Raw genomic sequence first — 23,961 nt, 5'->3', positions numbered from 1 at the left:
TAGCGGTGGACCAAAAACGCCCTTTTCTGTAAGCTACAGCTTTAGTGTGTCCACTAAAAGCGCGCAGAATAATTTCAGTGAAGAAGCGGGGTGACGTGTCCATACGTCACTCCGCTTTTTTACAACCTGCGATTGCCCTTTCATGCGTTATTTACGGGAGGTCTTCTTGACTAAGCCAGCCATACTCGCCCTTGCTGATGGCAGCATTTTTCGCGGCGAAGCCATTGGAGCCGACGGTCAGACCGTTGGTGAGGTGGTGTTCAACACCGCAATGACCGGCTATCAGGAAATCCTTACCGATCCTTCCTACGCCCAACAGATCGTTACCCTGACTTATCCGCACATCGGCAACACCGGCACCACGCCGGAAGACGCCGAGTCCGACCGCGTCTGGTCCGCTGGCCTGGTCATCCGTGACCTGCCGCTGGTAGCGAGCAACTGGCGTAACACGATGTCCCTGTCCGATTACCTGAAAGCCAACAACGTGGTGGCAATCGCCGGTATCGACACCCGTCGCCTGACCCGCATCCTGCGTGAAAAAGGCGCTCAGAACGGCTGCATCATGGCCGGCGACAACATCTCCGAAGAAGCAGCCATCGCCGCTGCGCAAGGCTTCCCGGGCCTGAAGGGCATGGACCTGGCGAAAGTCGTCAGCACCAAGACCCAATACGAATGGCGTTCGACTGTCTGGGATCTGAAAACCGACAGCCACGCGACCATCGAAGCTTCCGAGCTGCCATATCACGTGGTCGCCTACGACTACGGCGTCAAGGTCAACATCCTGCGCATGCTGGTCGAGCGCGGCTGCCGCGTCACCGTAGTGCCTGCGCAGACTCCAGCCGCCGATGTGCTGGCGCTGAAGCCGGACGGCGTGTTCCTGTCCAACGGCCCTGGTGATCCGGAGCCATGCGACTACGCGATCCAGGCGATCAAGGAAGTGCTGGAAACCGAGACGCCGGTATTCGGCATCTGCCTCGGCCACCAGTTGCTGGCTCTGGCCTCCGGCGCCAAGACCCTGAAAATGGGCCACGGCCACCACGGTGCCAACCACCCGGTGCAGGATCTGGACACAGGCGTGGTGATGATCACCAGCCAGAACCACGGTTTTGCGGTAGACGAAGCCACCCTGCCAGCCAACGTGCGCGCGATCCACAAATCGCTGTTCGACGGCACCCTGCAAGGCATCGAGCGCACCGACAAGAGCGCGTTCAGCTTCCAGGGTCACCCTGAAGCGAGCCCGGGCCCGAACGATGTTGCGCCACTGTTCGACCGCTTCATCAACGAGATGGCCAAGCGACGCTAAGCGTTCGCCTTGAGACTGTAGAGAGAAGCCCTCGAGGGCGGCCCCGGTTCCGGCGGCCCCTTCGGGACTTCAGAAATCGATCAAGACGGCTTGCCGACTGACCTGCGGATTTGAGTGACAAACCATGCCAAAACGTACAGACATTAAAAGCATCCTGATTCTCGGCGCTGGCCCGATCGTGATCGGCCAGGCCTGCGAATTCGACTACTCCGGCGCCCAGGCCTGCAAAGCCCTGCGCGAAGAGGGTTACCGCGTCATCCTGGTGAACTCCAACCCGGCCACCATCATGACCGACCCGGACATGGCCGACGCCACCTATATCGAGCCGATCAAATGGCAGACCGTGGCCAAGATCATCGAAAAAGAGCGTCCGGACGCCGTACTGCCGACCATGGGTGGCCAGACCGCTCTGAACTGCGCACTGGATCTGGAGCGCGAAGGCGTTCTCGAGAAGTTCGGCGTAGAGATGATCGGTGCCAATGCCGATACCATCGACAAGGCTGAAGACCGTTCGCGTTTCGACAAGGCGATGAAATCCATCGGCCTGGCGTGCCCGCGTTCCGGCATTGCCCACAGCATGGAAGAGGCCAACGCGGTTCTCGAAACCCTCGGTTTCCCGTGCATCATCCGTCCGTCCTTCACCATGGGCGGCACCGGTGGCGGTATCGCTTACAACCGTGAAGAGTTCGAAGAAATCTGCGCCCGTGGTCTGGACCTGTCGCCGACCAAAGAGCTGCTGATCGACGAATCGCTGATCGGCTGGAAAGAATATGAAATGGAAGTTGTCCGCGACAAAAAGGACAACTGCATCATCGTCTGCTCGATCGAAAACTTCGACCCGATGGGCGTGCACACCGGTGACTCGATCACCGTAGCTCCTGCGCAAACCCTGACCGACAAGGAATACCAGATCCTGCGTAACGCCTCCTTGGCGGTACTGCGCGAGATCGGCGTCGAGACCGGCGGTTCGAACGTGCAGTTCGGTATCTGCCCGAACACTGGCCGCATGGTCGTGATCGAAATGAACCCGCGTGTTTCGCGCTCCTCGGCACTGGCTTCGAAAGCCACCGGTTTCCCGATTGCCAAGGTCGCGGCCAAACTGGCTGTGGGTTACACCCTCGACGAGCTGTCGAACGACATCACCGGCGGCAAGACCCCGGCGTCCTTCGAGCCGTCGATCGACTACGTCGTCACCAAGCTGCCACGCTTCGCCTTCGAGAAATTCGCCAAGGCTGACGCGCGCCTGACCACGCAAATGAAGTCGGTCGGCGAAGTCATGGCCATCGGCCGGACCTTCCAGGAATCCCTGCAGAAAGCTCTGCGCGGTCTGGAAGTCGGCGTTTGCGGTCTGGACGAGAAGCTCGATCTGAGCAACCCGGACAGCATGAGCGTGCTCAAGCGCGAACTGACCGTGCCGGGCGCCGAGCGTATCTGGTACGTGGCGGACGCCTTCCGCGCCGGCCTGTCGGTCGAAGACATCTTCGGCATGAACATGATCGATCCGTGGTTCCTGGTGCAGATCGAAGACCTGATCAAGGACGAAGAGAAGGTCAAGACCCTCGGTCTGTCCTCGATCGACCGCGACCTGATGTTCAAGCTCAAGCGCAAAGGCTTCTCCGATCAGCGTCTGGCCAAGTTGCTGGGCGTGACCGAGAAAAACCTGCGCACGCATCGTCAGAAGCTGGAAGTGTTCCCGGTCTACAAGCGCGTTGACACCTGCGCCGCCGAATTCGCCACCGACACTGCTTACCTGTACTCGACCTACGAGGAAGAGTGCGAGGCAGCGCCGTCGGGCCGCGACAAGATCATGATTCTGGGCGGCGGTCCGAACCGTATCGGCCAGGGCATCGAGTTCGACTACTGCTGCGTTCACGCTGCTCTCGCCCTGCGCGAAGACGGCTACGAAACCATCATGGTCAACTGCAACCCGGAAACCGTTTCCACCGACTACGACACTTCCGACCGTCTGTACTTCGAGCCGGTAACCCTGGAAGACGTACTGGAAATCTGCCGCGTCGAGAAGCCGAAAGGCGTGATCGTCCAGTACGGCGGCCAGACTCCGCTGAAACTGGCTCGCGCCCTGGAAGCTGCTGGCGTGCCGATCATCGGCACCAGCCCTGACGCCATCGACCGCGCCGAAGACCGTGAGCGCTTCCAGCAAATGGTCGAGCGCTTGAACCTGCGTCAGCCCCCAAACGCCACTGTGCGCAGCGAAGATGAAGCTGTTCGCGCTGCGGCGAAGATCGGTTATCCGCTGGTGGTTCGCCCGTCCTACGTGTTGGGCGGCCGTGCGATGGAAATCGTATACAAAGAAGACGAACTCAAGCGCTATCTGCGTGACGCGGTGCAAGTGTCCAACGACAGCCCGGTGCTGCTCGACCACTTCCTCAACTGCGCCATCGAAATGGACGTGGATGCGGTCTGCGACGGCAAAGATGTAGTGATCGGCGCGATCATGCAGCACATCGAACAGGCGGGCGTTCACTCCGGTGACTCCGCGTGCTCGCTGCCGCCGTACTCGCTGCCGGCGCACATCCAGGACGAGATGCGCGAACAGGTCAAGAAAATGGCTCTGGAACTGGGCGTTGTCGGCCTGATGAACGTTCAGTTGGCCTTGCAGGGCGAAGATATCTACGTCATCGAAGTCAACCCGCGCGCCTCGCGTACCGTGCCGTTCGTTTCCAAGTGCATCGGTGTTTCCCTGGCCATGATCGCCGCGCGCGTGATGGCCGGTAAGACCTTGAAGGAAATCGGCTTCACCAAAGAAATCATCCCGAACTTCTACAGCGTTAAAGAAGCGGTGTTCCCGTTCGCCAAGTTCCCTGGCGTTGACCCGATCCTCGGCCCAGAGATGAAGTCGACCGGTGAAGTAATGGGCGTCGGCGACACCTTCGGTGAAGCATTCGCCAAGGCGCAGATGGGCGCCAGCGAAGTGCTGCCGACCGGCGGTACCGCGTTCATCAGCGTGCGCGATGACGACAAGCCACTGGTTGCAGGCGTGGCCCGTGATCTGATCAACTTGGGCTTCGAAGTGGTCGCCACTGCCGGCACTGCCAAGCTGATCGAAGCCGCAGGCCTGAAAGTGCGCCGCGTGAACAAGGTGACCGAGGGTCGTCCACACGTGGTCGACATGATCAAGAATGACGAAGTCACGCTGATCATCAACACCACCGAAGGTCGTCAGTCGATCGCCGATTCGTACTCCATTCGTCGCAATGCCCTGCAGCACAAGATTTACTGCACCACCACTATCGCTGCGGGCGAAGCGATCTGCGAAGCGCTGAAGTTCGGTCCGGAAAAGACCGTGCGCCGCTTGCAGGATCTACACGCAGGATTGAAGGCATGAGCATAACCAAGTACCCAATGACTGTTCAGGGCGCTCGCGCCCTGGAAGAGGAGCATGCTCACCTGACCAAGGTCGTCCGTCCGAAGCTCAGCCAGGACATCGGTACGGCCCGCGAGTTGGGTGACTTGAAGGAAAACGCTGAATACCATGCTGCCCGCGAACAGCAAGGCATGGTCGAAGCGCGTATTCGTGACATCGAAGGCCGGATTCAGAACCAGGTCATCATCGATGTCACGACCATTCCTCACACCGGTAAAGTGATTTTCGGTACTACCGTCGAGATCGCCAACGTCGAGACTGATGAAAGCGTCACTTACCACATCGTGGGTGAGGATGAGGCTGACTTCAAACTCGGCAAGATCTCTGTCGGTTCGCCGCTGGCCCGCGCCTTGATTGGCAAGGAAGAGGGTGACGTTGTCGCCGTCAAAACGCCAAGCGGCGTGATCGAGTACGAGATTGTCGAAGTTCGTCACATCTGAAAGAAGGCGCCCGCTGCATGCGGGCGCCATGCTTTGGCAACTGACCCAGATGCTTTGGGTCGGTGGCCTATGGTTGATTCATATCGGTTTGCAGCCGGCGTTGGGCCAGATCGGCCTGGCGCCGCTGTTGATCGACGAAGTGGCCAGTGCATTCGAAGTGCTGGTGGTGGGGTTCGCCGCTCTGTGCGTGATCTTTCAGGCTTTGGTGCTGGTACAGGCCGAGGGCCTTGCCAGTCTATGGCGGGATTTTCGCGGGCAGGTGCTGTTGATGGCGTTGTACGCGTGCGCGATGTATGTCGCCGTGCGTGTCGGCTGGCCGGATGCGCAGCGCTGGCAGGTATTCAGTTATCTGGTACTGGGATTTTCCGGGTTGGTGCTGGTCATGCAGCCGGTGCCGGGATGGAGTGGCAGGGTGCGCGAAGCACACCCTTGACCCTGCACATCACTTGAAGCGATGAACGTTCGACAGCTGCTTGTTGGCGCTGAAGTTCTTGCGGTAGACCAGAGCCATCTTGCCGATGACCTGAACCAGGTCCGCTTTGCCGACCTTGCACAGCTCGGCGATGTGCGCCAGGCGCGACTCGCGATCGAGGATATTGAGCTTGATCTTGATCAGCTCGTGATCGGCCAAGGCGCGTTCAAGTTCGGCTAAAACACCTTCAGTCAAACCGTTGTCCGCTACCGTCAACACTGGTTTGAGGTGGTGGCCGATGGATTTGTACTGTTTCTTCTGCTCTGGAGTGAGCGGCATAATCTGACCCTTTCGTCTGGATTCTGTAAAATGGCGGCCATTTTACCCGAGGGTTCGTGGATCCGCCCAACTAATCACGACCCTAATCATCGAGGTGCCCAATGGCGCGTTCCAAGACAAGCCTTGGTTGGCTGAAAAGACATGTCAACGATCCTTATGTGAAGCAGGCGCAGAAGGATGGCTACCGCTCGCGTGCAAGTTACAAACTTCTGGAGATCCAGGAAAAATACAAACTCATCCGTCCGGGCATGAGCGTGGTCGACCTCGGCGCCGCGCCGGGTGGCTGGTCCCAGGTGACCAGTCGGTTGATCGGCGGTCAGGGTCGTCTGATCGCTTCGGACATCCTGGAAATGGACAGCATCCCAGACGTGCATTTTATCCAGGGCGACTTCACGGAGGACTCGGTGCTCGCTGAAATCCTGGAGGCCGTGGGTAATTCGCAGGTTGACCTTGTGATTTCCGATATGGCCCCCAATATGAGTGGTACGCCCGAAGTGGACATGCCCAAGGCCATGTTCCTGTGTGAGCTGGCGCTGGACCTGGCGGAACGGATCCTCAAGCCCGGTGGCAATTTCGTCATCAAGATTTTTCAGGGCGAAGGGTTTGACGTTTATCTGAAAGATGCTCGGAAGAAATTCGACAAGATCCAGATGATCAAGCCAGACTCTTCCCGTGGCAGCTCCCGTGAGCAGTACATGCTGGCCTGGGGTTATCGCGGCGGTGATGCGTAAAACAAGGTTTTTCGGCGGGGCGATAGGTTTTTCATATTTCGCTCTGCAGGCATAAGCGAATATTGTGTAGAAAGTGTTTCACAAAGGGTTACAGACGGCGCCTGCCAGAGTTGTAGGTAATGTAGTAAGTTAGGCCGGTGAATATCATGCGAAGCGCGCGCCAGTAGCGGAGCTTGCTTCAGAGGGTAGTTAATTGAACGATATGGCAAAGAATCTGATCCTGTGGTTGATCATCGCGGCAGTCCTGGTGACGGTGATGAACAACTTCTCCAGCCCTAACGAGCCGCAGACCCTCAACTATTCCGACTTCATCCAGCAGGTCAAGGATGGCAAGGTCGAGCGCGTAGCCGTTGACGGCTATGTGATTACCGGCAAGCGCACCGATGGCGACAGCTTCAAGACCATTCGTCCGGCAATTCAGGACAATGGCCTGATCGGCGATCTGGTCGACAATCACGTTGTGGTTGAAGGCAAGCAGCCTGAACAGCAAAGCATCTGGACTCAGCTCCTGGTGGCCAGCTTCCCGATCCTGGTGATCATCGCGGTGTTCATGTTCTTCATGCGCCAGATGCAGGGCGGCGCCGGTGGCAAGGGCGGGCCGATGAGCTTCGGCAAGAGCAAGGCACGCCTGCTCTCCGAAGATCAGGTGAAAACCACTTTGGCTGACGTTGCCGGTTGCGACGAAGCCAAGGAAGAAGTCGGCGAGCTGGTCGAGTTCCTGCGTGATCCGGGCAAGTTCCAACGTCTGGGCGGGCGTATCCCGCGCGGCGTGCTGATGGTCGGCCCGCCGGGTACCGGTAAAACCTTGCTGGCCAAGGCGATTGCCGGCGAAGCGAAAGTGCCGTTCTTCACCATTTCCGGTTCCGACTTTGTCGAAATGTTCGTCGGTGTCGGCGCGAGCCGCGTCCGCGACATGTTCGAGCAGGCCAAGAAGCACGCCCCTTGCATCATCTTCATCGACGAAATCGATGCCGTAGGTCGCCATCGTGGCGCCGGCATGGGTGGCGGTCATGACGAGCGTGAGCAGACTCTCAACCAGTTGCTGGTAGAGATGGACGGCTTTGAAATGAATGACGGCATCATTGTTATTGCTGCGACCAACCGTCCGGACGTACTCGACCCTGCGCTGCTGCGTCCGGGCCGTTTCGACCGTCAGGTAGTCGTCGGCTTGCCGGATATTCGTGGTCGCGAGCAGATTCTGAAAGTGCACATGCGTAAAGTACCAATGGGCGACGACGTTGCTCCGGCAGTGATCGCACGTGGTACTCCGGGCTTCTCCGGTGCTGACCTGGCCAACCTGGTCAACGAAGCGTCGTTGTTCGCTGCTCGTAGCGGCAAACGCATCGTCGAGATGAAAGAGTTCGAGCTGGCGAAAGACAAGATCATGATGGGCGCCGAGCGCAAATCCATGGTCATGTCCGAGAAAGAAAAGCAGAACACTGCTTACCACGAAGCCGGCCACGCCATCGTTGGTCGCGTCGTGCCTGAGCATGATCCGGTCTACAAGGTGTCGATCATCCCGCGCGGTCGTGCGCTGGGTGTGACCATGTTCTTGCCGGAAGAAGATCGCTACAGCCTGTCCAAGCGTGCGCTGATCAGCCAGATCTGCTCGTTGTACGGTGGCCGTATCGCTGAAGAAATGACCCTGGGCTTCGACGGTGTGACCACCGGTGCGTCCAACGACATCATGCGTGCAAGTCAGATTGCCCGGAACATGGTGACGAAATGGGGCCTGTCGGAAAAACTCGGTCCGCTGATGTATGCCGAAGAAGAGGGCGAAGTGTTCCTCGGTCGCGGCGGTGGCGGCCAGGCTGCCAGCTTCTCCGGCGAGACCGCCAAGCTGATCGATTCCGAAGTGCGCAGCATCATTGATCAGTGCTACGGCACCGCCAAGCAGATCCTCACGGATAACCGTGACAAGCTCGATGCCATGGCTGATGCGCTGATGAAGTACGAAACCATCGATGCCGAGCAGATCGACGACATCATGGCCGGCCGCACACCTCGCGAACCTCGCGACTGGTCGGGTGGCACCGGTACGCCTCCGCCGCCTGTCGTGCAGGACGAGCGTCCGGAAAAACCGATTGGCGGTCCGGCTGCTGACGTTTAAGGCTTGAAATGACTTCTGTACAGTCCCTGACCCGGTTGCCTTGCGGCAACCGGGTTCTTGATTTGGCCCAGACGCATGTCATGGGCATTCTCAATGTCACTCCTGATTCCTTTTCCGACGGCGGCCGCTACAGCCAGCTCGATGCGGCTTTGCGCCACGCAGAAGCCATGGTGCTGGCAGGTGCGACGCTGATCGATGTCGGCGGCGAATCGACCCGGCCAGGCGCGCGAGCGGTTTCTCCTCTGGAGGAGCTTGAGCGCGTCGCGCCGATTGTCGAGCTGATCAATCGCGAGCTGGATGTCATCATCTCGGTCGATACTTCCACCCCGGCAGTCATGCGCGAAACCGCACGGCTCGGTGCCGGCCTGATCAATGATGTGCGTTCGTTGCGTCGCGATGGTGCGCTGGATGCGGCGGCGGCGACAGGGTTGCCGGTCTGTCTCATGCATATGCTCGGCGAACCGGGGGATATGCAGGACAATCCGCGGTATCAGGATGTCACTCGCGAGGTCGGTGAGTTTCTCGCCGAACGCATGGACCAGTGCGCGCAGGCGGGCATTCCTGCCGAGCGGATCATTCTCGATCCCGGCTTCGGCTTCGCCAAAACCCTGCAGCACAATCTAAGCTTGTTCAAGCACATGGAGGCCCTGCATGCGCTGGGTCGACCTTTGCTGGTAGGTGTTTCGCGCAAGAGTATGATTGGCCACGCTTTGAATCGTCCCGTGGGCGAACGTCTGCATGGCGGCCTGGCGCTGGCAGCGCTGGCGTCGGTCAAGGGCGCGCGGATATTGCGCGTCCACGATGTGCCGGAAACTGTCGATGTAGTGCGAATGATCGCGGCAGTAGAATCAGCCGAATAAGAATGATGGAGCACTTATGAGCAAGAAATATTTTGGTACCGACGGCATTCGCGGTCGCGTAGGTGAATACCCGATCACACCTGACTTCATGCTCAAGCTCGGCTGGGCGGCTGGCATGGCTTTCCGCAAGATGGGTGCCTGCAAGGTGCTGGTCGGCAAGGACACGCGGATCTCCGGCTATATGTTCGAATCGGCACTGGAGGCGGGCCTGACCTCGGCGGGTGCCGATGTGATGCTGCTCGGCCCGATGCCGACACCTGCCATCGCCTATCTGTCGCGCACTTTCCAGGCAGAGGCCGGGATCGTGATCAGTGCATCGCACAACCCGCATGATGACAACGGCATCAAGTTCTTCTCCGGCAAAGGCACCAAGCTGCCGGATGAATTGGAATTGATGATCGAAGAGTTGCTCGATACGCCGATGACCGTCGTCGAGTCGAGCAAGATCGGCAAAGTCTCGCGAATCAATGACGCATCGGGTCGCTACATCGAGTTCTGCAAAAGCAGTGTGCCTACCGGGACCAGTTTCGCCGGTCTGAAAATCGTCATCGATTGTGCGCACGGTGCCACTTATAAGGTTGCACCGAGCGTCTTCCGTGAGCTGGGTGCCGAAGTCGTCGTGCTGTCTGCTCAGCCGAACGGGCTGAACATCAACGATAACTGCGGTTCCACGCATATGGGGCCGTTGCAGGCCGCCGTTCTGGCTGAACATGCGGACCTGGGTATCGCCTTCGATGGTGATGGTGATCGGGTATTGATGGTCGATCACACCGGCACCATCGTTGATGGTGACGACCTGCTGTTCATCATTGCTCGCGATCTGCATGAGCGTGGCAAGTTGCAGGGTGGCGTCGTCGGTACATTGATGAGCAATCTTGGTCTCGAGCTGGCCTTGGCGGATCTGTCGATCCCGTTCGTTCGCGCCAATGTCGGTGACCGCTACGTGATTGCCGAACTGCAAGAGCGCAACTGGCTCGTTGGCGGGGAAAACTCCGGGCATGTGGTCTGCTTCAACCACACCACCACGGGCGATGCGATCATCGCGGCTCTGCAGGTGTTGATGGCTCTGAAATCCCGCAACGAAGGTTTGGCGCAAACGCGGCAGGCTTTGCGCAAGTGCCCTCAGGTGCTGATCAACGTTCGCTTTGGCGGCGGTGAAAGCCCGCTGGAGCATCCGGCTGTCAAGGAAGCCAGTGCCCGTGTCACTCAGGCGATGGCGGGGCGCGGTCGCGTGCTTCTGCGCAAGTCCGGCACAGAGCCTCTGGTGCGCGTAATGGTCGAAGGCGAGGACGAAAACCAGGTTCGCGGCTATGCCGAAGAGCTGGCAAAACTGGTAACCGAAGTTTCTGCCTGATACGGCTTGCAAGCCATGATTGTGTTGGGTAACATCTGCGCCCACTTTGACCGACGAGGTACAGCATGCGTCGCCCTATGGTAGCTGGTAACTGGAAGATGCACGGTACCCGCGCCAGCGTCGCTGAGCTGATCAACGGCCTTCGTCATCTGGCCTTGCCAAGCGGTGTTGATGTCGCGGTGTTCCCGCCTTGCTTGTATATCAATCAAGTGATTGATGGCTTGAAAGGCAAGTCGATTTCGGTCGGCGCGCAGAATTCTGCGGTGGAAGCCATGCAAGGTGCGTTGACTGGTGAGATTGCTCCCAGCCAACTGGTGGATGCAGGTTGTTCCCTGGTGCTTGTCGGGCACTCCGAACGCCGCCAGATTATGGGCGAGCGAGACGGGATGCTGAATCGCAAGTTCGCAGCGGCACAGGCATGTGGCTTGACTCCGGTGTTGTGTGTAGGGGAAACCCTCGAGCAGCGCGAAGCCGGAAAAACTCTTGAAGTTGTCGGGCGTCAGCTGGGCAGCATCATCGAGGAGCTGGGTGTTGGTGCCTTTGCCAAGGCAGTGATTGCATACGAGCCGGTCTGGGCCATTGGTACCGGGCTGACTGCAACGCCGCAACAGGCTCAGGATGTGCATAAAGCCATTCGCGAGCAGTTGGCGGCAGAGAATTCTGAAGTCGCACGAGGTGTGCGGCTTCTATACGGCGGCAGCGTGAAGGCGGCCAATGCGGTCGAACTGTTCGGCATGCCGGATATCGATGGGGGGCTCATTGGTGGAGCTTCCCTGAATGCAGATGAGTTCGGTGCGATCTGTCGCGCCGCGGGAAACTGAAAAAATGCTGGAAACAGTCGTAGTCGTTTTTCATCTGCTGGGTGCATTGGGCGTAGTTGCTCTGGTTTTGCTGCAGCAGGGTAAGGGTGCGGACGCTGGCGCGTCTTTCGGAGCAGGTGCTTCAAATACTGTGTTCGGAAGCCAAGGTTCCTCTACCTTTCTTAGTAAGTTTACTGCTATACTTGCCGCCGGTTTCTTCATAACCAGCTTGGGGTTAGGTTACTTTGCTAAAGAGAAAGCTCATCAGCTGACTCAAGCAGGTCTTCCAGATCCAGCAGTGTTGGAAGTACCTAAGCAACAACCGGCTTCTGATGATGTCCCGGTGCTTCAAGAGCAAAAGTCGGCTACTCCAGCGACTGACGTGCCTCCAGCTCAAGAGCAGAAGTAAGAAGAGTTCCAAGCGTAGTATCGCCGAGGTGGTGGAATTGGTAGACACGCAACCTTGAGGTGGTTGTGCCCATAGGGTGTAGGGGTTCGAGTCCCCTTCTCGGTACCAATTAGTCAGGAGAGCCCGCTGTTGCGGGCTTTCTTGCAGGTGGAAGGTTACATTGACCCTAAAAGGGATCGGTCGTATACTTCCGCCCCAGCTTTGTCGCGGGGTGGAGCAGTCTGGTAGCTCGTCGGGCTCATAACCCGAAGGTCGTCGGTTCAAATCCGGCCCCCGCAACCAGTTTAAGGAGCCCCTTTTAAGGGGCTTTTTGTTAGCTGGATACTTTCAACGCCGCTGTTCGACGGCGTTTCAAGGATGGGCGTTATGCCCATTTTTTTATTTTGCAAAGCATGCACATATCATGCACTAGGGGGTTCAGGTGTCGAGCAAGCTAGAAGAGTTGCAGGCCTTGCTGGCCCCGGTGGTCGTGGCCCTGGGCTATGAATGCTGGGGTATCGAGTTTTCGGCTCAGGGTCGTCACTCGATGTTGCGCGTTTATATCGATAAAGAGGGTGGCGTGCTGGTGGACGATTGCGCCATTGTCAGCCGTCAGATCAGCGGTGTTCTGGATGTTGAAGATCCTATCTCCGTTGAATACACCCTTGAAGTTTCCTCGCCTGGCATGGAGCGCCCGCTGTTCACTCTTGAGCAGTTTGCCCAATTTGCCGGTGAACAAGTGAAGATCAAGCTGCGCTCGCCTTTCGAAGGTCGACGCAATTTTCAGGGCCTTCTGCGCGGTGTAGAAGAGCAGGACGTCGTGGTGCAGGTAGAAGACCACGAGTTCCTGTTGCCGATCGATATGATCGACAAGGCCAACATTATTCCCAGTTTTGACTGAGACGCGGATCCCGCGGATCCAATGGCTTGCGAAAGGCGAGGCGTACGATGAGCAAAGAAGTACTGCTGGTTGTTGAGTCGGTATCCAATGAAAAGGGTGTACCGGCAAGCGTAATTTTTGAAGCGCTGGAGCTGGCTCTGGCCACTGCTACCAAAAAGCGTTTTGAAGACGAAGTGGACCTGCGTGTGGAAATCAACCGCCACACCGGTTCCTACGAAACCTTCCGTCGCTGGACGGTCGTCGAAGAGAATGATCTCGACGATCCGGCCATCGAGACCTGGCCAAGCAAGGTTGCCGAAACGCATCCTGGTGCCAAGGTCGGTGACGTCGTCGAAGAGAAAATCGAATCCATCGAATTCGGCCGCATCGCTGCACAGACTGCCAAGCAGGTCATCGTGCAGAAAGTTCGCGAAGCCGAGCGCGCTCAAGTGGTCGACGCCTATCGCGAGCGCCTGGGAGAAATCATCTCCGGCACCGTGAAAAAAGTCACCCGCGACAACGTGATCGTCGATCTGGGCAACAATGCTGAAGCGTTGCTGGCCCGTGAAGACATCATTTCTCGCGAAACCTTCCGTGTCGGCGTGCGTCTGCGTGCGCTGCTCAAGGAAATCCGCACCGAGAACCGCGGCCCGCAGCTGATCCTGTCGCGTACCGCGCCGGAAATGCTGATCGAGCTGTTCCGTATCGAAGTGCCGGAAATCGCCGAAGGCCTCATCGAGGTCATGGCCGCCTCCCGTGATCCGGGTTCGCGAGCCAAGATCGCCGTCCGCTCCAAGGACAAGCGCATCGACCCACAAGGTGCCTGCATCGGTATGCGCGGTTCGCGCGTCCAGGCGGTATCGGGTGAGTTGGGCGGTGAGCGTGTTGATATCGTGCTGTGGGACGACAACCCGGCCCAGTTCGTCATCAACGCCATGTCCCCGGCCGAGGTTGCGGCAATTATCGTTGACGAAGATGCCCATGCCATGGACATCGCCGTTGGCGCAGACAATCTGGCTCAGGCCATCGGTCGCGGTGGTCAGAACGTGCGTCTGGCCAGCCAGTTGACTGGCTGGACCCTGAACGTGATGACCGAATCGGACATCCAGGCTAAGCAGCAAGCAGAAACCGGCGACATCCTGCGCAACTTCATCGACGAGCTGGAAGTCGACGAAGAACTGGCTCAGGTGCTGGTAGATGAAGGCTTCACCAGCCTGGAAGAGATTGCCTACGTACCGGTGGAGGAGATGCTCAACATCGACGGCTTTGACGAGGACATCGTCAACGAGCTTCGTGCTCGCGCCAAGGATCGCTTGTTGACCAAAGCCATCGCTACTGAGGAAAAGCTGGCAGACGCCCATCCGGCCGAAGACCTGCTCTCGCTTGAGGGTATGGACAAGGATTTGGCGATGGAACTGGCGGTGCGCGGCGTAATTACCCGCGAAGACCTGGCCGAGCAGTCTATTGACGACCTGCTCGACATCGACGGCATTGACGATGATCGTGCCGGCAAGTTGATCATGGCCGCCCGAGCCCACTGGTTCGAGTAATTAGGCGCGGCCTGAGGAGAGAAGTGCATGACGCAAGTCACGGTGAAACAACTGGCCGATGAGGTCAAAACACCGGTAGAGCGCCTGTTGCAGCAGATGCGTGAGGCAGGTCTGCCGCACACCGCCGCCGACGAAAATGTGACTGACAGTGAGAAGCAATCCCTGCTGACTTACTTGAAGAGCAGTCACAAGGCGAAAGTGGAAGAACCACGCAAGATCACGCTGCAGCGTAAAACCACCAGCACCCTTCGTGTGGCTGGTAGCAAGAGCATCAGCGTTGAAGTTCGCAAGAAGAAAGTTTTCGTACAGCGCAGCCCGGAAGAAATCGAAGCCGAGCGCAAGCGTGAACTGGATGAGCGTCGCGCAGTAGAAAATGCTGCCCGTCAGAAGGCTGAAGAAGAAGCCAAGCAACGCGCCGAAGAAGAAGCGCGTCGCCAGCCTGCTGCTGCGCAAACCGCTGCCAGCGACGCCGTTGCGGCGCCGGCTGCTGCTGCCGAACCTGTTCGCGAAAGCGCACCGGTGGCTGCTGCTCCTGCGCCATCGGCTGACGTTCGCAACAAGCAGAACGAACAGCGCCGTCCGGACAAACCACGCGCCGACGACAACAATCGTCGCAGCGGTGGTGGTGATGGCGAGCGCAAAAACGCTCCGCATCGCGCATCGGTCAAAGAAAAAGCCCCGGCGCCACGTGTGGCGCCACGCACTACCGACGAAGAAAGCGATGGCTTCCGTCGTGGTGGTCGCGGCAAGGCCAAGCTGAAGAAGCGCAACGCCCACGGTTTCCAGAGCCCGACCGGCCCTGTCGTGCGTGACGTGCAGATCGGCGAGACCATCACGGTTGGCGATCTGGCCAACCAGATGTCGGTCAAAGCGGCTGAAATCATCAAGTTCATGTTCAAACTGGGTACTCCAGCGACCATCAACCAGGTGCTTGATCAGGAAACTGCTCAACTGGTAGCCGAAGAACTGGGCCACAAAGTGACCCTGGTCAGCGACACCGCTCTGGAAGATTCCCTGGCCGAGTCCCTGAAGTTTGAAGGTGAGTCGTTCTCCCGTGCACCAGTCGTGACCGTAATGGGCCACGTTGACCACGGTAAGACTTCCCTGCTCGACTACATCCGTCGTGCCAAGGTAGCTGCTGGCGAAGCCGGCGGTATCACCCAGCACATCGGTGCATACCACGTTGAGACTGATCGCGGCATGGTCACTTTCCTCGATACCCCGGGTCACGCTGCGTTTACCGCAATGCGTGCCCGTGGTGCCAAGGCGACCGACATCGTGATCCTCGTGGTTGCAGCGGACGACGGTGTGATGCCGCAAACCATCGAAGCGGTTCAGCATGCGCAGGCAGCTGGCGTGCCGCTGGTGGTAGCAGTGAACAAGATCGACAAGCCGGGCGCCGATCTCGATCGCATCCGCAGCGAGCTGTCGGTTCACGGCGTGACTTCCGAAGACTGGGGTGGCGACACACCATTCGTTCCGGTTTCGGCGAAGATGGGTACTGGCGTGGACGAGCTGCTTGAAGCCGTTCTGCTGCAGGCCGAAGTTCTCGAACTGAAAGCTACTCCGTCGGCTCCTGGCCGTGGTGTGGTGGTTGAATCGCGTCTCGACAAGGGTCGTGGCCCAGTGGCAACCGTGCTGGTTCAGGACGGTACGCTGCGTCAAGGCGACATGGTCCTGGTCGGTTCGAACTACGGCCGTGTACGTGCCATGCTCGACGAGAACGGCAAGCCAATCAAGGAAGCCGGTCCATCCATCCCTGTCGAGATCCTCGGCCTGGACGGTACCCCGGACGCTGGCGACGAGATGAGCGTGGTTGCCGACGAGAAGAAAGCCCGTGAAGTGGCTCTGTTTCGTCAAGGCAAGTTCCGCGAAGTCAAACTGGCTCGCGCTCACGCCGGCAAGCTGGAAAACATCTTCGAAAACATGGGTCAGGCCGAGAAGAAGACGCTCAACATCGTCCTCAAATCCGACGTCCGTGGTTCGCTGGAAGCGTTGAACGGTGCCTTGAATGGCCTGGGCAACGACGAAGTACAAGTGCGCGTCGTGGGTGGCGGTGTCGGTGGTATCACCGAATCCGACGCCAACCTGGCACTGGCTTCCAACGCTGTACTGTTCGGCTTCAACGTGCGTGCCGATGCCGGCGCTCGCAAGATCGTCGAGCAGGAAGGTCTGGATATGCGTTACTACAACGTGATCTACGACATCATCGAAGACGTCAAGAAAGCCCTGACCGGCATGCTCGGCAGCGATGTTCGCGAGAACATCCTGGGTGTGGCCGAAGTGCGTGACGTGTTCCGTTCGCCGAAATTTGGCGCGATCGCCGGTTGCATGGTGATCGAAGGTGTCGTGCACCGTAACCGTCCGATCCGTGTACTGCGTGAAGACATCGTTATCTTCGAAGGCGAGCTGGAATCCCTGCGCCGCTTCAAGGATGACGCTTCCGAAGTACGTGCCGGCATGGAATGCGGTATCGGCGTGAAGAGCTACAACGACGTCAAAGTCGGCGACAAGATCGAAGTCTTCGAGAAGGTTCAGGTTGCTCGCAGCCTCTGACTCGCGCACTTCAAGGGCCACGATGGGCCGTAGCATGCAAATGCACGGCACAGCGTCCGGACTCTAAACGCAACGCCCGGTCTGGCTTTCGTCAGGCCGGGCGTTTGCCGCTTTCAGACCTTGCGGGTTTCACCGCTGGGCAGTAACAGGTAACAAATCATGGCAAAAGAATACAGCCGTACCCAACGTATCGGCGATCAGATGCAGCGCGAGCTGGCGCAACTGATCCGTCGCGAAGTCAAAGATCCGCGCGTCGGTCTGGTCACCATCACTGCTGTGGAAGTGTCCCGTGACGTCGGTCATGCGAAGATTTTCATCACCGTGATGGGGCAGGACAACGCTGAAGACATCGCGCAAAGCATCAAGGTGCTCAATGCCGCCGCAGGCTTCCTGCGCATGCAGTTGGCCCGCGAAATGAAGCTGCGCAGCGTGCCGCAATTGCACTTCCACTACGACGAATCCGTCGTGCGTGGCGCGCACCTGTCGGCATTGATCGAGCGCGCCGTGGCTGAAGACAATCAGCACGTTGCCGCTCCAGCACCTGAAGACACCAAGGAGTAATTCGGTGGCTCAGGTCAAACGTATCCGTCGTAACGTCAGCGGCATCATCCTGCTCGACAAGCCGTTGGGGTTCACCTCCAACGCTGCCTTGCAGAAGGTGCGCTGGCTGCTCAATGCCGAGAAGGCCGGGCACACCGGCAGCCTCGACCCTTTGGCCACCGGTGTGTTGCCGCTGTGCTTCGGCGAGGCGACCAAGTTCTCGCAATACCTGCTCGATTCCGACAAGGGCTATGAGACTCTGGCGCAACTGGGCAAGACCACCACCACGGCCGATGCCGAAGGCGAGGTTTTGCAGGAGCGTCCGGTGACCGTTGGTCGCGCCGATGTCGAAGCGGTTCTGCCGAAATTTCGCGGGCAAATCAGTCAGATACCGCCGATGTACTCGGCACTCAAGCGTGATGGCCAGCCGCTGTACAAACTGGCACGTGCAGGCGAAGTAGTGGAGCGCGAACCGCGTTCTGTTACTATTGCGCGCTTGGAATTGCTGGCCTTCGAAGGCGATACTGCGCGGCTTGCGGTGGACTGCAGCAAAGGCACCTATATTCGCACCCTGGTGGAGGATATCGGTGAGCAACTCGGTTGTGGTGCGTACGTCGCAGAACTGCGTCGGACCCAGGCCGGGCCTTTCACCCTGGCGCAGACCGTGACCCTCGAAGAGCTGGAAGCGGTACATGCCGAAGGCGGCAACGAAGCGGTCGATCGCTTCCTGATGCCATCGGACAGCGGCCTGCAGGATTGGCCGTTGCTGCACTTTTCCGAAGCGAGTGCGTTCTACTGGCTCAACGGCCAGCCGGTACGTGCCCCGGATGCGCCGAAGTTCGGCATGGTGCGGGTACAGGATCACAATGGTCGTTTCATCGGTATCGGTGAAGTGAGCGAAGACGGGCGCATCGCGCCGCGTCGCTTGATTCGGTCAGAATGACCGGAACCGGTCTGCGTTAAGCGGGCCGGCGAGTGTGGCTGTTAACAGGCATGGTCACTACTCATTTATAGATACAGGGATTTGTCCCTGGCCTGTTGAAGCTGTTTCCCTGAAACAGTTTCCTGATAAGGAAGGATTGCCTCATGGCTCTCGACGTTCAAGAAAAAGCTCAAATCGTTGCTGACTACCAGCAAGCTGTTGGTGACACTGGTTCGCCAGAAGTGCAGGTTGCACTGCTGACCGCCAACATCAACAAACTGCAAGGTCACTTCAAGGCCAACGGTAAAGATCACCACTCCCGTCGTGGTCTGATCCGCATGGTTAACCAGCGTCGCAAGCTGCTGGACTACCTGAAAGGCAAGGACGTAAGCCGGTACGCCGCGCTGATCGCTCGCCTGGGTCTGCGTCGCTAATCAGCGATTGCGCTATGAGGTTGGTGGTCTGTCGGGCGTCAGCGGTTTTCCGCTGGCGCCTTGCAGGCTCCCAGCCTCAAGTTTTATCTGCAGCATGGCTTTACCTGTAGCACCCGGACAATTGCCATCGGGCCGATTCCCGAGATTGCCCAAGAATTCGCAAGAAACCGTTTCCCCCAAGAGCCACAAAGAAGGTAGGACACCGTGAACCCGGTAATCAAAAAATTCCAGTTCGGTCAATCGACCGTTACCCTCGAGACAGGCCGTATCGCCCGTCAGGCCTCCGGCGCAGTATTGGTCACCGTTGACGACGACGTTAGCGTGTTGGTGACTGTTGTCGGTGCAAAGCAAGCCGATCCGGGCAAGGGCTTCTTCCCTCTGTCCGTTCATTACCAGGAAAAGACTTACGCCGCCGGTAAGATCCCTGGCGGTTTCTTCAAGCGTGAAGGCCGTCCTTCCGAGAAAGAAACCCTGACTTCCCGACTGATCGACCGTCCGATCCGTCCGCTGTTCCCAGAAGGCTTCATGAACGAAGTGCAGGTTGTCTGCACCGTCGTTTCCACCAGCAAGAAGACCGATCCGGACATCGCTGCGATGATCGGTACCTCGGCTGCCCTGGCCATTTCCGGCATTCCGTTTGACGGCCCGATCGGCGCCGCTCGCGTGGCTTTCCACGAAAGCACCGGCTACCTGCTGAACCCGACTTACGAGCAGCAGGCCGCTTCGAGCCTGGACATGGTCGTTGCCGGTACTTCCGACGCCGTGCTGATGGTTGAATCGGAAGCCAAAGAGCTGACCGAAGACCAGATGCTGGGCGCGGTACTGTTCGCTCACGACGAATTCCAGGTTGTGATCAACGCAGTTAAAGAACTGGCTGCCGAAGCCGCCAAGCCAACCTGGAACTGGGCTCCTGCGCCAGAAGCCACCGAACTGCTGGGCGCTATCCGTGCCGAGTTCGGCGAAGCGATCTCCCAGGCTTACACCATCACCATCAAGGCCGACCGTTACGCTCGCCTGGGTGAGCTGAAGGACCAGGTGGTTGCCAAGCTGTCCGGTGAAGAAGGCCAGCCAAGCGCTGCTGAAGTCAAAGCAGCCTTCGGCGAAATCGAATACCGCACCGTTCGCGAAAATATCGTTAACGGCAAGCCACGTATCGACGGTCGCGACACCAAGACTGTACGTCCGCTGAACATCGAAGTTGGCGTTCTGCCGAAGACTCACGGTTCGGCACTGTTCACCCGTGGCGAAACCCAGGCGCTGGTTGTGGCAACACTGGGCACCGCCCGTGACGCGCAACTGCTGGACACCCTGGAAGGCGAAAAGAAAGACCCGTTCATGCTGCACTACAACTTCCCGCCGTTCTCGGTAGGCGAGTGTGGTCGCATGGGTGGCGCCGGTCGTCGCGAAATCGGTCACGGCCGTCTGGCCCGTCGTTCGGTTTCGGCCATGCTGCCAGCCGCTGACGTGTTCCCGTACACCATCCGCGTGGTGTCGGAAATCACCGAATCCAACGGTTCGAGCTCGATGGCTTCCGTGTGCGGCGCTTCCCTGGCACTGATGGACGCTGGTGTACCGATGAAGGCACCGGTGGCCGGCATCGCCATGGGTCTGGTTAAAGAAGGCGAGAAGTTCGCCGTCCTGACCGACATCCTCGGCGACGAAGATCACCTGGGCGACATGGACTTCAAGGTAGCCGGTACCGCCAAAGGCGTTACCGCACTGCAGATGGACATCAAGATCAAGGGCATCACCGAAGAGATCATGGAAATCGCTCTGGGCCAGGCCCTTGAAGCGCGCCTGAACATCCTCGGCCAGATGAACCAGATCATTGGCCAGTCGCGTACCGAACTGTCGGCCAACGCTCCGACCATGATCGCAATGAAGATCGACACCGACAAAATCCGTGACGTTATCGGTAAAGGTGGCGCGACCATCCGTGCGATCTGCGAAGAAACCAAGGCTTCGATCGACATCGAAGACGACGGCTCGATCAAGATCTTCGGCGAAACCAAGGATGCCGCAGAAGCTGCTCGTCAGCGCGTTCTGAGCATCACTGCAGAAGCCGAGATCGGCAAGATCTACGTCGGCAAGGTTGAGCGCATCGTCGACTTCGGCGCATTCGTCAACATCCTGCCGGGCAAGGACGGTCTGGTGCACATCTCGATGCTGAGCGACGCTCGCGTAGAGAAAGTCACCGACATTCTGAAAGAAGGTCAGGAAGTGGAAGTGCTGGTACTGGACGTGGACAACCGCGGCCGTATCAAGCTGTCCATCAAAGACGTGGCAGCTGCCAAGGCTTCGGGCGTTTAATCACCCCAACGCTTTAGCGCAATGAAGATGCCCCCGCCGTGCAAACGGCGGGGGCATTTTTTTATCTGAAATAAAGCAATGGTGGCGAGGGGATTTATCCCCGTTCGGCTGCGAAGCAGTCGTAAAACCAGACACTGCCGACCGCCTGAAACACCGAGGTGCCAGATTCACGGCCGCTTCGCAGCCCAACGGGGATAAATCCCCTCGCCACAAATGTGGTTCTCAAAAGAAAACCATCAGACAACCCACAAATTTGCCGCAGCTCGAGACCGGTGCTAGGTTTAGCCCACCGCCCGTGTAGCTCAGCCGGTAGAGCAGCGCACTCGTAACGCGAAGGTCGCAGGTTCGATTCCTGTCTCGGGCAAAAATTTTCGCCTTCGGTTTTATGCGTGGTGTTGGAGGTATTCGTTCAATGCTTGACGTGTCAGATCATTCAACGACACATTTTGACGGGTTGCCGCCAGAGCCGCTGCTAAATGCAGATCGTGACCGATGCGAACATTGAACGATCCTTTGCATGGGATTTCAGGCTTCTGCCCGAGCTGCTCACAGGTTTGTAAATAGTCATCTACCGCCTCGCGAAAGGCTGCTTCCAGTTCAGCCACCGTTTGTCCTTCATAATTAACCAGCGCCCTGATGAAAAGGAGTTTTCCGAACAGGCACTTATCTTCCGTGCTCGCCTCGATAGAGCCAACATAGCCTTTGTAGTGCAGCTGGGAACTCATGGAATCAGGCCTCCTGTTTTCAGTTGCTCGATAATCTGGCGTCTTGCGTATGTTTTGATTTCATTTCCGGGATGTGGCTTGTGCAGGTTGATTAATGCGCTCGGATTCCCGTTGTCGAATTTGATCCTGCTACCGGATCCTTCTAGCTGAGAGTAACCAAGACGCGCCAACAGAGTGACAAGCTCGGACCATGTGAATGCGCTTCGGCCGTTGACTAGTTTGGCGAGAAGTTTTTCAGTCTTTGACATGCTGGCCTATGATTGCAACTGAATATAGTTGCCTGTTTTTGGGCGGTCAATGTGAAGGTTTCGTTCGCCTTGACCATCAAAGGCGATGGCGAGGATTTATACGCAGTGAATTTCGCGCATGGAAACAGGAAACTGTAACCAAGCGCATACCACCCTTCATTTCATTCCCCCGGTTGCACTGGCTTGCGTCTCTGTTAGGATTCCTTCGTACCAGACAAGCAAGCACCGTTGTTTTCAGATGATCCACGAATGGTCCTGAAGGCCAGGAAAAACCGAGCTTCCAATGGCTTCCTGCGTCAGAGAGATCCTTGATGATCCAGATCCATCCTCCATTCCTAAGATCAGCGAGAACCCCATGACTGAATTGACCCAAGAGCAACGCCACGAACAAGCGCTGGAAAAATACCTTCTGGATGTGCCGGACCTGAAGGAAGAGATCAAGGACCTGAGTCCCGATGATCAGAAAGACCAGATCCAGTGGGCCTTCGAAGACGAAGCCGAAGCGCAGGGCTTGCAGCCGTGGGAGCTGACCCTCAAGTACACGAGCACGCCGGAGGAGTTCGAGGCGCAGCGCCTCGTGCTGCACAAGGAAGCGGCGGAAGTCTTGGGTGTCGAGTGGGAAGAGTACTGCGAGATGAATAATCTCGTCGTATAAGAGCAGCTGTGAGCTTCTAGCTACAAGCTGCAAGTCAAAGCAGAGTCGCTTGGCTTGTAGCTTGTAGCTTGTAGCTTGCCGCTGCGTCTAGAGGCTCAGTCGCATCGACAGATCCACCGCTTTGACATCCTTGGTCATCGCACCGATCGAAATGTAATCCACGCCCGTTTCGGCGATCGGCAGCAGCGTGCTTTCGTTGATGCCGCCGCTGGCTTCCAGTTTCGCTTTGCCGGCGGTCAGGCGTACCGCTTCGCGCATGTCGTCCAGGCTCAGTTCGTCGAGCATGATGATGTCGGCGCCGGCTTCCAGCGCCTGCTTCAGCTCTTCAAGACTTTCCACTTCGATCTCCACCGGTTTGCCCGGGGCGATCTTGTGTGCGGCGGCCACGGCTTCGGCGATGCCACCGCTGGCGGCGATGTGGTTTTCCTTGATCAGGAAGGCGTCGTAGAGACCGATGCGATGGTTGTGGCAGCCGCCGCAGGTTACGGCGTATTTCTGTGCCAGACGCAGGCCGGGCAGGGTTTTGCGGGTGTCGAGCAACTTGACCTGCGTCTCGCCGACGAAGTCTGCCAGGTACTGCGCGCGCGTCGCCACGCCAGACAGCAACTGCAGGAAGTTCAATGCGCTGCGTTCACCGGTCAGCAGTGAGCGAGCCGGGCCTTCGAGGTGAAACAGCGGCTGATTGGCTTTGACCCGCTGGCCGTCGACCACTTGCCAATGCACCGCCACGCGCGGATCGAGCTGGCGAAACACCGCATCGACCCACGCGGTGCCGCAGATGACGGCGTCGTCACGGGTGATGATGGTGGCTTTGGCCAGGCGTTCGGCCGGGATCAGTTGCGCGGTGATGTCGCCGCTGCCGACGTCTTCGAGCAACGCACGGCGCACGTTATTTTCGATTTCGGCGGTCAGATCGGCGAGACGTAGATTCGGCATAACGGACTCCACAAACAAAGTGGTTCGATTATAGGGGCAGGGCGCGAGCCAACCCAAGGCGAGAACGTGCGTGCCTGGCGCAT

22 protein-coding genes and 3 tRNA genes are annotated in these 23,961 nt (G+C 58.3%); 21 read left to right on the top strand and 4 right to left on the bottom strand.

The genetic code is table 11. The features are described 5' to 3' along the window. Positions 1-166 precede the first annotated feature (166 nt). From carA to JWU58_RS23675, 4 genes are all read left to right on the top strand, one after another. A complete protein-coding gene (gene carA, locus JWU58_RS23690) occupies positions 167-1,303 on the top strand; it encodes a glutamine-hydrolyzing carbamoyl-phosphate synthase small subunit (protein WP_016771765.1) in 1,137 nt (378 codons plus the stop codon). A gap of 124 nt (positions 1,304-1,427) precedes the next feature. Further along, on the top strand, positions 1,428-4,649 hold the full coding sequence (gene carB / locus JWU58_RS23685) for a carbamoyl-phosphate synthase large subunit (protein ID WP_016771764.1): 3,222 nt from the start codon (positions 1,428-1,430) through the stop codon (positions 4,647-4,649). Between the two features lie 2 nt (positions 4,650-4,651). After that, entirely contained in the window at positions 4,652-5,128 is a 477-nt protein-coding gene (gene greA, locus JWU58_RS23680; protein WP_038861135.1) for a transcription elongation factor GreA, read from the top strand. Positions 5,129-5,156: 28 nt separating this feature from the next. After that, positions 5,157-5,561 carry an MFS transporter gene (locus tag JWU58_RS23675; protein ID WP_130927366.1) on the top strand — a complete coding sequence of 135 codons (405 nt, stop codon included), beginning with the start codon at positions 5,157-5,159 and terminating at the stop codon, positions 5,559-5,561. A gap of 9 nt (positions 5,562-5,570) precedes the next feature. Here the strand turns inward: JWU58_RS23675 and JWU58_RS23670 are convergent, their stop codons facing one another. Next, entirely contained in the window at positions 5,571-5,879 is a 309-nt protein-coding gene (locus tag JWU58_RS23670; protein WP_016771761.1) for a YhbY family RNA-binding protein, read from the bottom strand. Positions 5,880-5,980: 101 nt separating this feature from the next. Between JWU58_RS23670 and rlmE the strand changes: the two genes are divergently transcribed. The 16 genes from rlmE to JWU58_RS23590 all read left to right on the top strand — a co-directional run bounded on the left by rlmE (position 5,981) and on the right by JWU58_RS23590 (position 21,678). Then, positions 5,981-6,610: a 23S rRNA (uridine(2552)-2'-O)-methyltransferase RlmE gene (gene rlmE / locus JWU58_RS23665; protein ID WP_016771760.1), complete on the top strand. Its 630-nt coding sequence runs from the start codon at positions 5,981-5,983 to the stop codon at positions 6,608-6,610. A 202-nt stretch (positions 6,611-6,812) separates the two neighbouring features. Then, the gene (ftsH, locus tag JWU58_RS23660; RefSeq protein WP_016771759.1) at positions 6,813-8,720 is read left to right on the top strand and encodes an ATP-dependent zinc metalloprotease FtsH; all 1,908 of its coding nucleotides are present in this window, start codon (positions 6,813-6,815) and stop codon (positions 8,718-8,720) included. An 8-nt stretch (positions 8,721-8,728) separates the two neighbouring features. Next, complete coding sequence (gene folP, locus JWU58_RS23655; RefSeq protein ID WP_206421067.1) at positions 8,729-9,580, top strand: dihydropteroate synthase; 852 nt, start codon at positions 8,729-8,731, stop codon at positions 9,578-9,580. A gap of 16 nt (positions 9,581-9,596) precedes the next feature. Beyond that, positions 9,597-10,934, top strand: a complete 1,338-nt coding sequence (gene glmM / locus JWU58_RS23650; RefSeq protein WP_130887754.1) for a phosphoglucosamine mutase — start codon at positions 9,597-9,599, stop codon at positions 10,932-10,934. Positions 10,935-10,999: 65 nt separating this feature from the next. Further along, positions 11,000-11,755: a triose-phosphate isomerase gene (gene tpiA / locus JWU58_RS23645; RefSeq protein WP_056782873.1), complete on the top strand. Its 756-nt coding sequence runs from the start codon at positions 11,000-11,002 to the stop codon at positions 11,753-11,755. 4 nt (positions 11,756-11,759) lie between these two features. Next, the gene (gene secG / locus JWU58_RS23640) at positions 11,760-12,143 is read left to right on the top strand and encodes a preprotein translocase subunit SecG (RefSeq protein WP_016771756.1); all 384 of its coding nucleotides are present in this window, start codon (positions 11,760-11,762) and stop codon (positions 12,141-12,143) included. A 22-nt stretch (positions 12,144-12,165) separates the two neighbouring features. Continuing rightward, a tRNA-Leu gene (locus JWU58_RS23635) sits at positions 12,166-12,251 on the top strand. Positions 12,252-12,348: 97 nt separating this feature from the next. Continuing rightward, positions 12,349-12,425 (top strand) — tRNA-Met (locus tag JWU58_RS23630). Positions 12,426-12,564: 139 nt separating this feature from the next. Then, positions 12,565-13,023 (top strand): ribosome maturation factor RimP, encoded by a 459-nt coding sequence (rimP, locus tag JWU58_RS23625; RefSeq protein WP_125927170.1) that lies wholly within the window; start codon positions 12,565-12,567, stop codon positions 13,021-13,023. Positions 13,024-13,070: 47 nt separating this feature from the next. Next, the gene (gene nusA, locus JWU58_RS23620; protein ID WP_024011569.1) at positions 13,071-14,552 is read left to right on the top strand and encodes a transcription termination factor NusA; all 1,482 of its coding nucleotides are present in this window, start codon (positions 13,071-13,073) and stop codon (positions 14,550-14,552) included. 27 nt (positions 14,553-14,579) lie between these two features. Then, positions 14,580-17,108: a translation initiation factor IF-2 gene (gene infB, locus JWU58_RS23615; protein WP_206421066.1), complete on the top strand. Its 2,529-nt coding sequence runs from the start codon at positions 14,580-14,582 to the stop codon at positions 17,106-17,108. 159 nt (positions 17,109-17,267) lie between these two features. After that, positions 17,268-17,669: a 30S ribosome-binding factor RbfA gene (gene rbfA / locus JWU58_RS23610; protein WP_016771753.1), complete on the top strand. Its 402-nt coding sequence runs from the start codon at positions 17,268-17,270 to the stop codon at positions 17,667-17,669. 4 nt (positions 17,670-17,673) lie between these two features. Continuing rightward, positions 17,674-18,591, top strand: coding sequence for a tRNA pseudouridine(55) synthase TruB (gene truB / locus JWU58_RS23605; RefSeq protein ID WP_024011571.1), 918 nt, complete (start codon positions 17,674-17,676; stop codon positions 18,589-18,591). 143 nt (positions 18,592-18,734) lie between these two features. Further along, positions 18,735-19,004 (top strand): 30S ribosomal protein S15, encoded by a 270-nt coding sequence (rpsO, locus tag JWU58_RS23600; protein WP_016771751.1) that lies wholly within the window; start codon positions 18,735-18,737, stop codon positions 19,002-19,004. Positions 19,005-19,208: 204 nt separating this feature from the next. Further along, positions 19,209-21,314, top strand: coding sequence for a polyribonucleotide nucleotidyltransferase (gene pnp / locus JWU58_RS23595; RefSeq protein ID WP_024011572.1), 2,106 nt, complete (start codon positions 19,209-19,211; stop codon positions 21,312-21,314). A gap of 291 nt (positions 21,315-21,605) precedes the next feature. After that, a tRNA-Thr gene (locus JWU58_RS23590) sits at positions 21,606-21,678 on the top strand. A gap of 19 nt (positions 21,679-21,697) precedes the next feature. On the opposite strand, the gene JWU58_RS23585 is transcribed toward JWU58_RS23590, so the two are convergent. Then, a complete protein-coding gene (locus JWU58_RS23585; RefSeq protein ID WP_016771749.1) occupies positions 21,698-22,039 on the bottom strand; it encodes a type II toxin-antitoxin system HicB family antitoxin in 342 nt (113 codons plus the stop codon). Then, positions 22,036-22,287, bottom strand: a complete 252-nt coding sequence (locus tag JWU58_RS23580) for a type II toxin-antitoxin system HicA family toxin (RefSeq protein WP_081489836.1) — start codon at positions 22,285-22,287, stop codon at positions 22,036-22,038. The genes JWU58_RS23585 and JWU58_RS23580 overlap by 4 nt, the downstream gene beginning before the upstream one ends. 355 nt (positions 22,288-22,642) lie before the next feature. On the opposite strand from JWU58_RS23580, the gene JWU58_RS23575 reads away from it, so the two are divergent. Then, a complete protein-coding gene (locus JWU58_RS23575) occupies positions 22,643-22,942 on the top strand; it encodes a DUF6388 family protein (RefSeq protein WP_024011573.1) in 300 nt (99 codons plus the stop codon). Positions 22,943-23,029: 87 nt separating this feature from the next. Here the strand turns inward: JWU58_RS23575 and nadC are convergent, their stop codons facing one another. Then, complete coding sequence (gene nadC, locus JWU58_RS23570; protein ID WP_016771747.1) at positions 23,030-23,878, bottom strand: carboxylating nicotinate-nucleotide diphosphorylase; 849 nt, start codon at positions 23,876-23,878, stop codon at positions 23,030-23,032. Between the last annotated feature and the right edge of the window lie 83 nt (positions 23,879-23,961).

The organism is Pseudomonas atacamensis, from assembly GCF_017167965.1.
Taxonomy (GTDB): domain Bacteria; phylum Pseudomonadota; class Gammaproteobacteria; order Pseudomonadales; family Pseudomonadaceae; genus Aquipseudomonas; species Aquipseudomonas atacamensis.
Note: the sequence above shows the minus strand (reverse complement) of the source record. Positions and strands in the feature narration are given on the sequence as shown.

Excerpts from the sequence above, each read along its gene's own strand:
- JWU58_RS23585 (WP_016771749.1), bottom strand. The coding sequence starts at position 22,039 with ATGAGTTCCCAGCTGCACTACAAAGGCTATGTTGGCTCTATCGAGGCG.
- tpiA (WP_056782873.1), top strand. The coding sequence starts at position 11,000 with ATGCGTCGCCCTATGGTAGCTGGTAACTGGAAGATGCACGGTACCCGC.
- ftsH (WP_016771759.1), top strand. The coding sequence starts at position 6,813 with ATGGCAAAGAATCTGATCCTGTGGTTGATCATCGCGGCAGTCCTGGTG.
- carB (WP_016771764.1), top strand. The coding sequence starts at position 1,428 with ATGCCAAAACGTACAGACATTAAAAGCATCCTGATTCTCGGCGCTGGC.
- secG (WP_016771756.1), top strand. The coding sequence starts at position 11,760 with ATGCTGGAAACAGTCGTAGTCGTTTTTCATCTGCTGGGTGCATTGGGC.
- rbfA (WP_016771753.1), top strand. The coding sequence starts at position 17,268 with ATGGCAAAAGAATACAGCCGTACCCAACGTATCGGCGATCAGATGCAG.
- nusA (WP_024011569.1), top strand. The coding sequence starts at position 13,071 with ATGAGCAAAGAAGTACTGCTGGTTGTTGAGTCGGTATCCAATGAAAAG.
- rpsO (WP_016771751.1), top strand. The coding sequence starts at position 18,735 with ATGGCTCTCGACGTTCAAGAAAAAGCTCAAATCGTTGCTGACTACCAG.
- JWU58_RS23670 (WP_016771761.1), bottom strand. The coding sequence starts at position 5,879 with ATGCCGCTCACTCCAGAGCAGAAGAAACAGTACAAATCCATCGGCCAC.
- JWU58_RS23575 (WP_024011573.1), top strand. The coding sequence starts at position 22,643 with ATGACTGAATTGACCCAAGAGCAACGCCACGAACAAGCGCTGGAAAAA.
- JWU58_RS23580 (WP_081489836.1), bottom strand. The coding sequence starts at position 22,287 with ATGTCAAAGACTGAAAAACTTCTCGCCAAACTAGTCAACGGCCGAAGC.
- folP (WP_206421067.1), top strand. The coding sequence starts at position 8,729 with ATGACTTCTGTACAGTCCCTGACCCGGTTGCCTTGCGGCAACCGGGTT.
- infB (WP_206421066.1), top strand. The coding sequence starts at position 14,580 with ATGACGCAAGTCACGGTGAAACAACTGGCCGATGAGGTCAAAACACCG.
- JWU58_RS23675 (WP_130927366.1), top strand. The coding sequence starts at position 5,157 with ATGCTTTGGCAACTGACCCAGATGCTTTGGGTCGGTGGCCTATGGTTG.
- rlmE (WP_016771760.1), top strand. The coding sequence starts at position 5,981 with ATGGCGCGTTCCAAGACAAGCCTTGGTTGGCTGAAAAGACATGTCAAC.
- glmM (WP_130887754.1), top strand. The coding sequence starts at position 9,597 with ATGAGCAAGAAATATTTTGGTACCGACGGCATTCGCGGTCGCGTAGGT.
- nadC (WP_016771747.1), bottom strand. The coding sequence starts at position 23,878 with ATGCCGAATCTACGTCTCGCCGATCTGACCGCCGAAATCGAAAATAAC.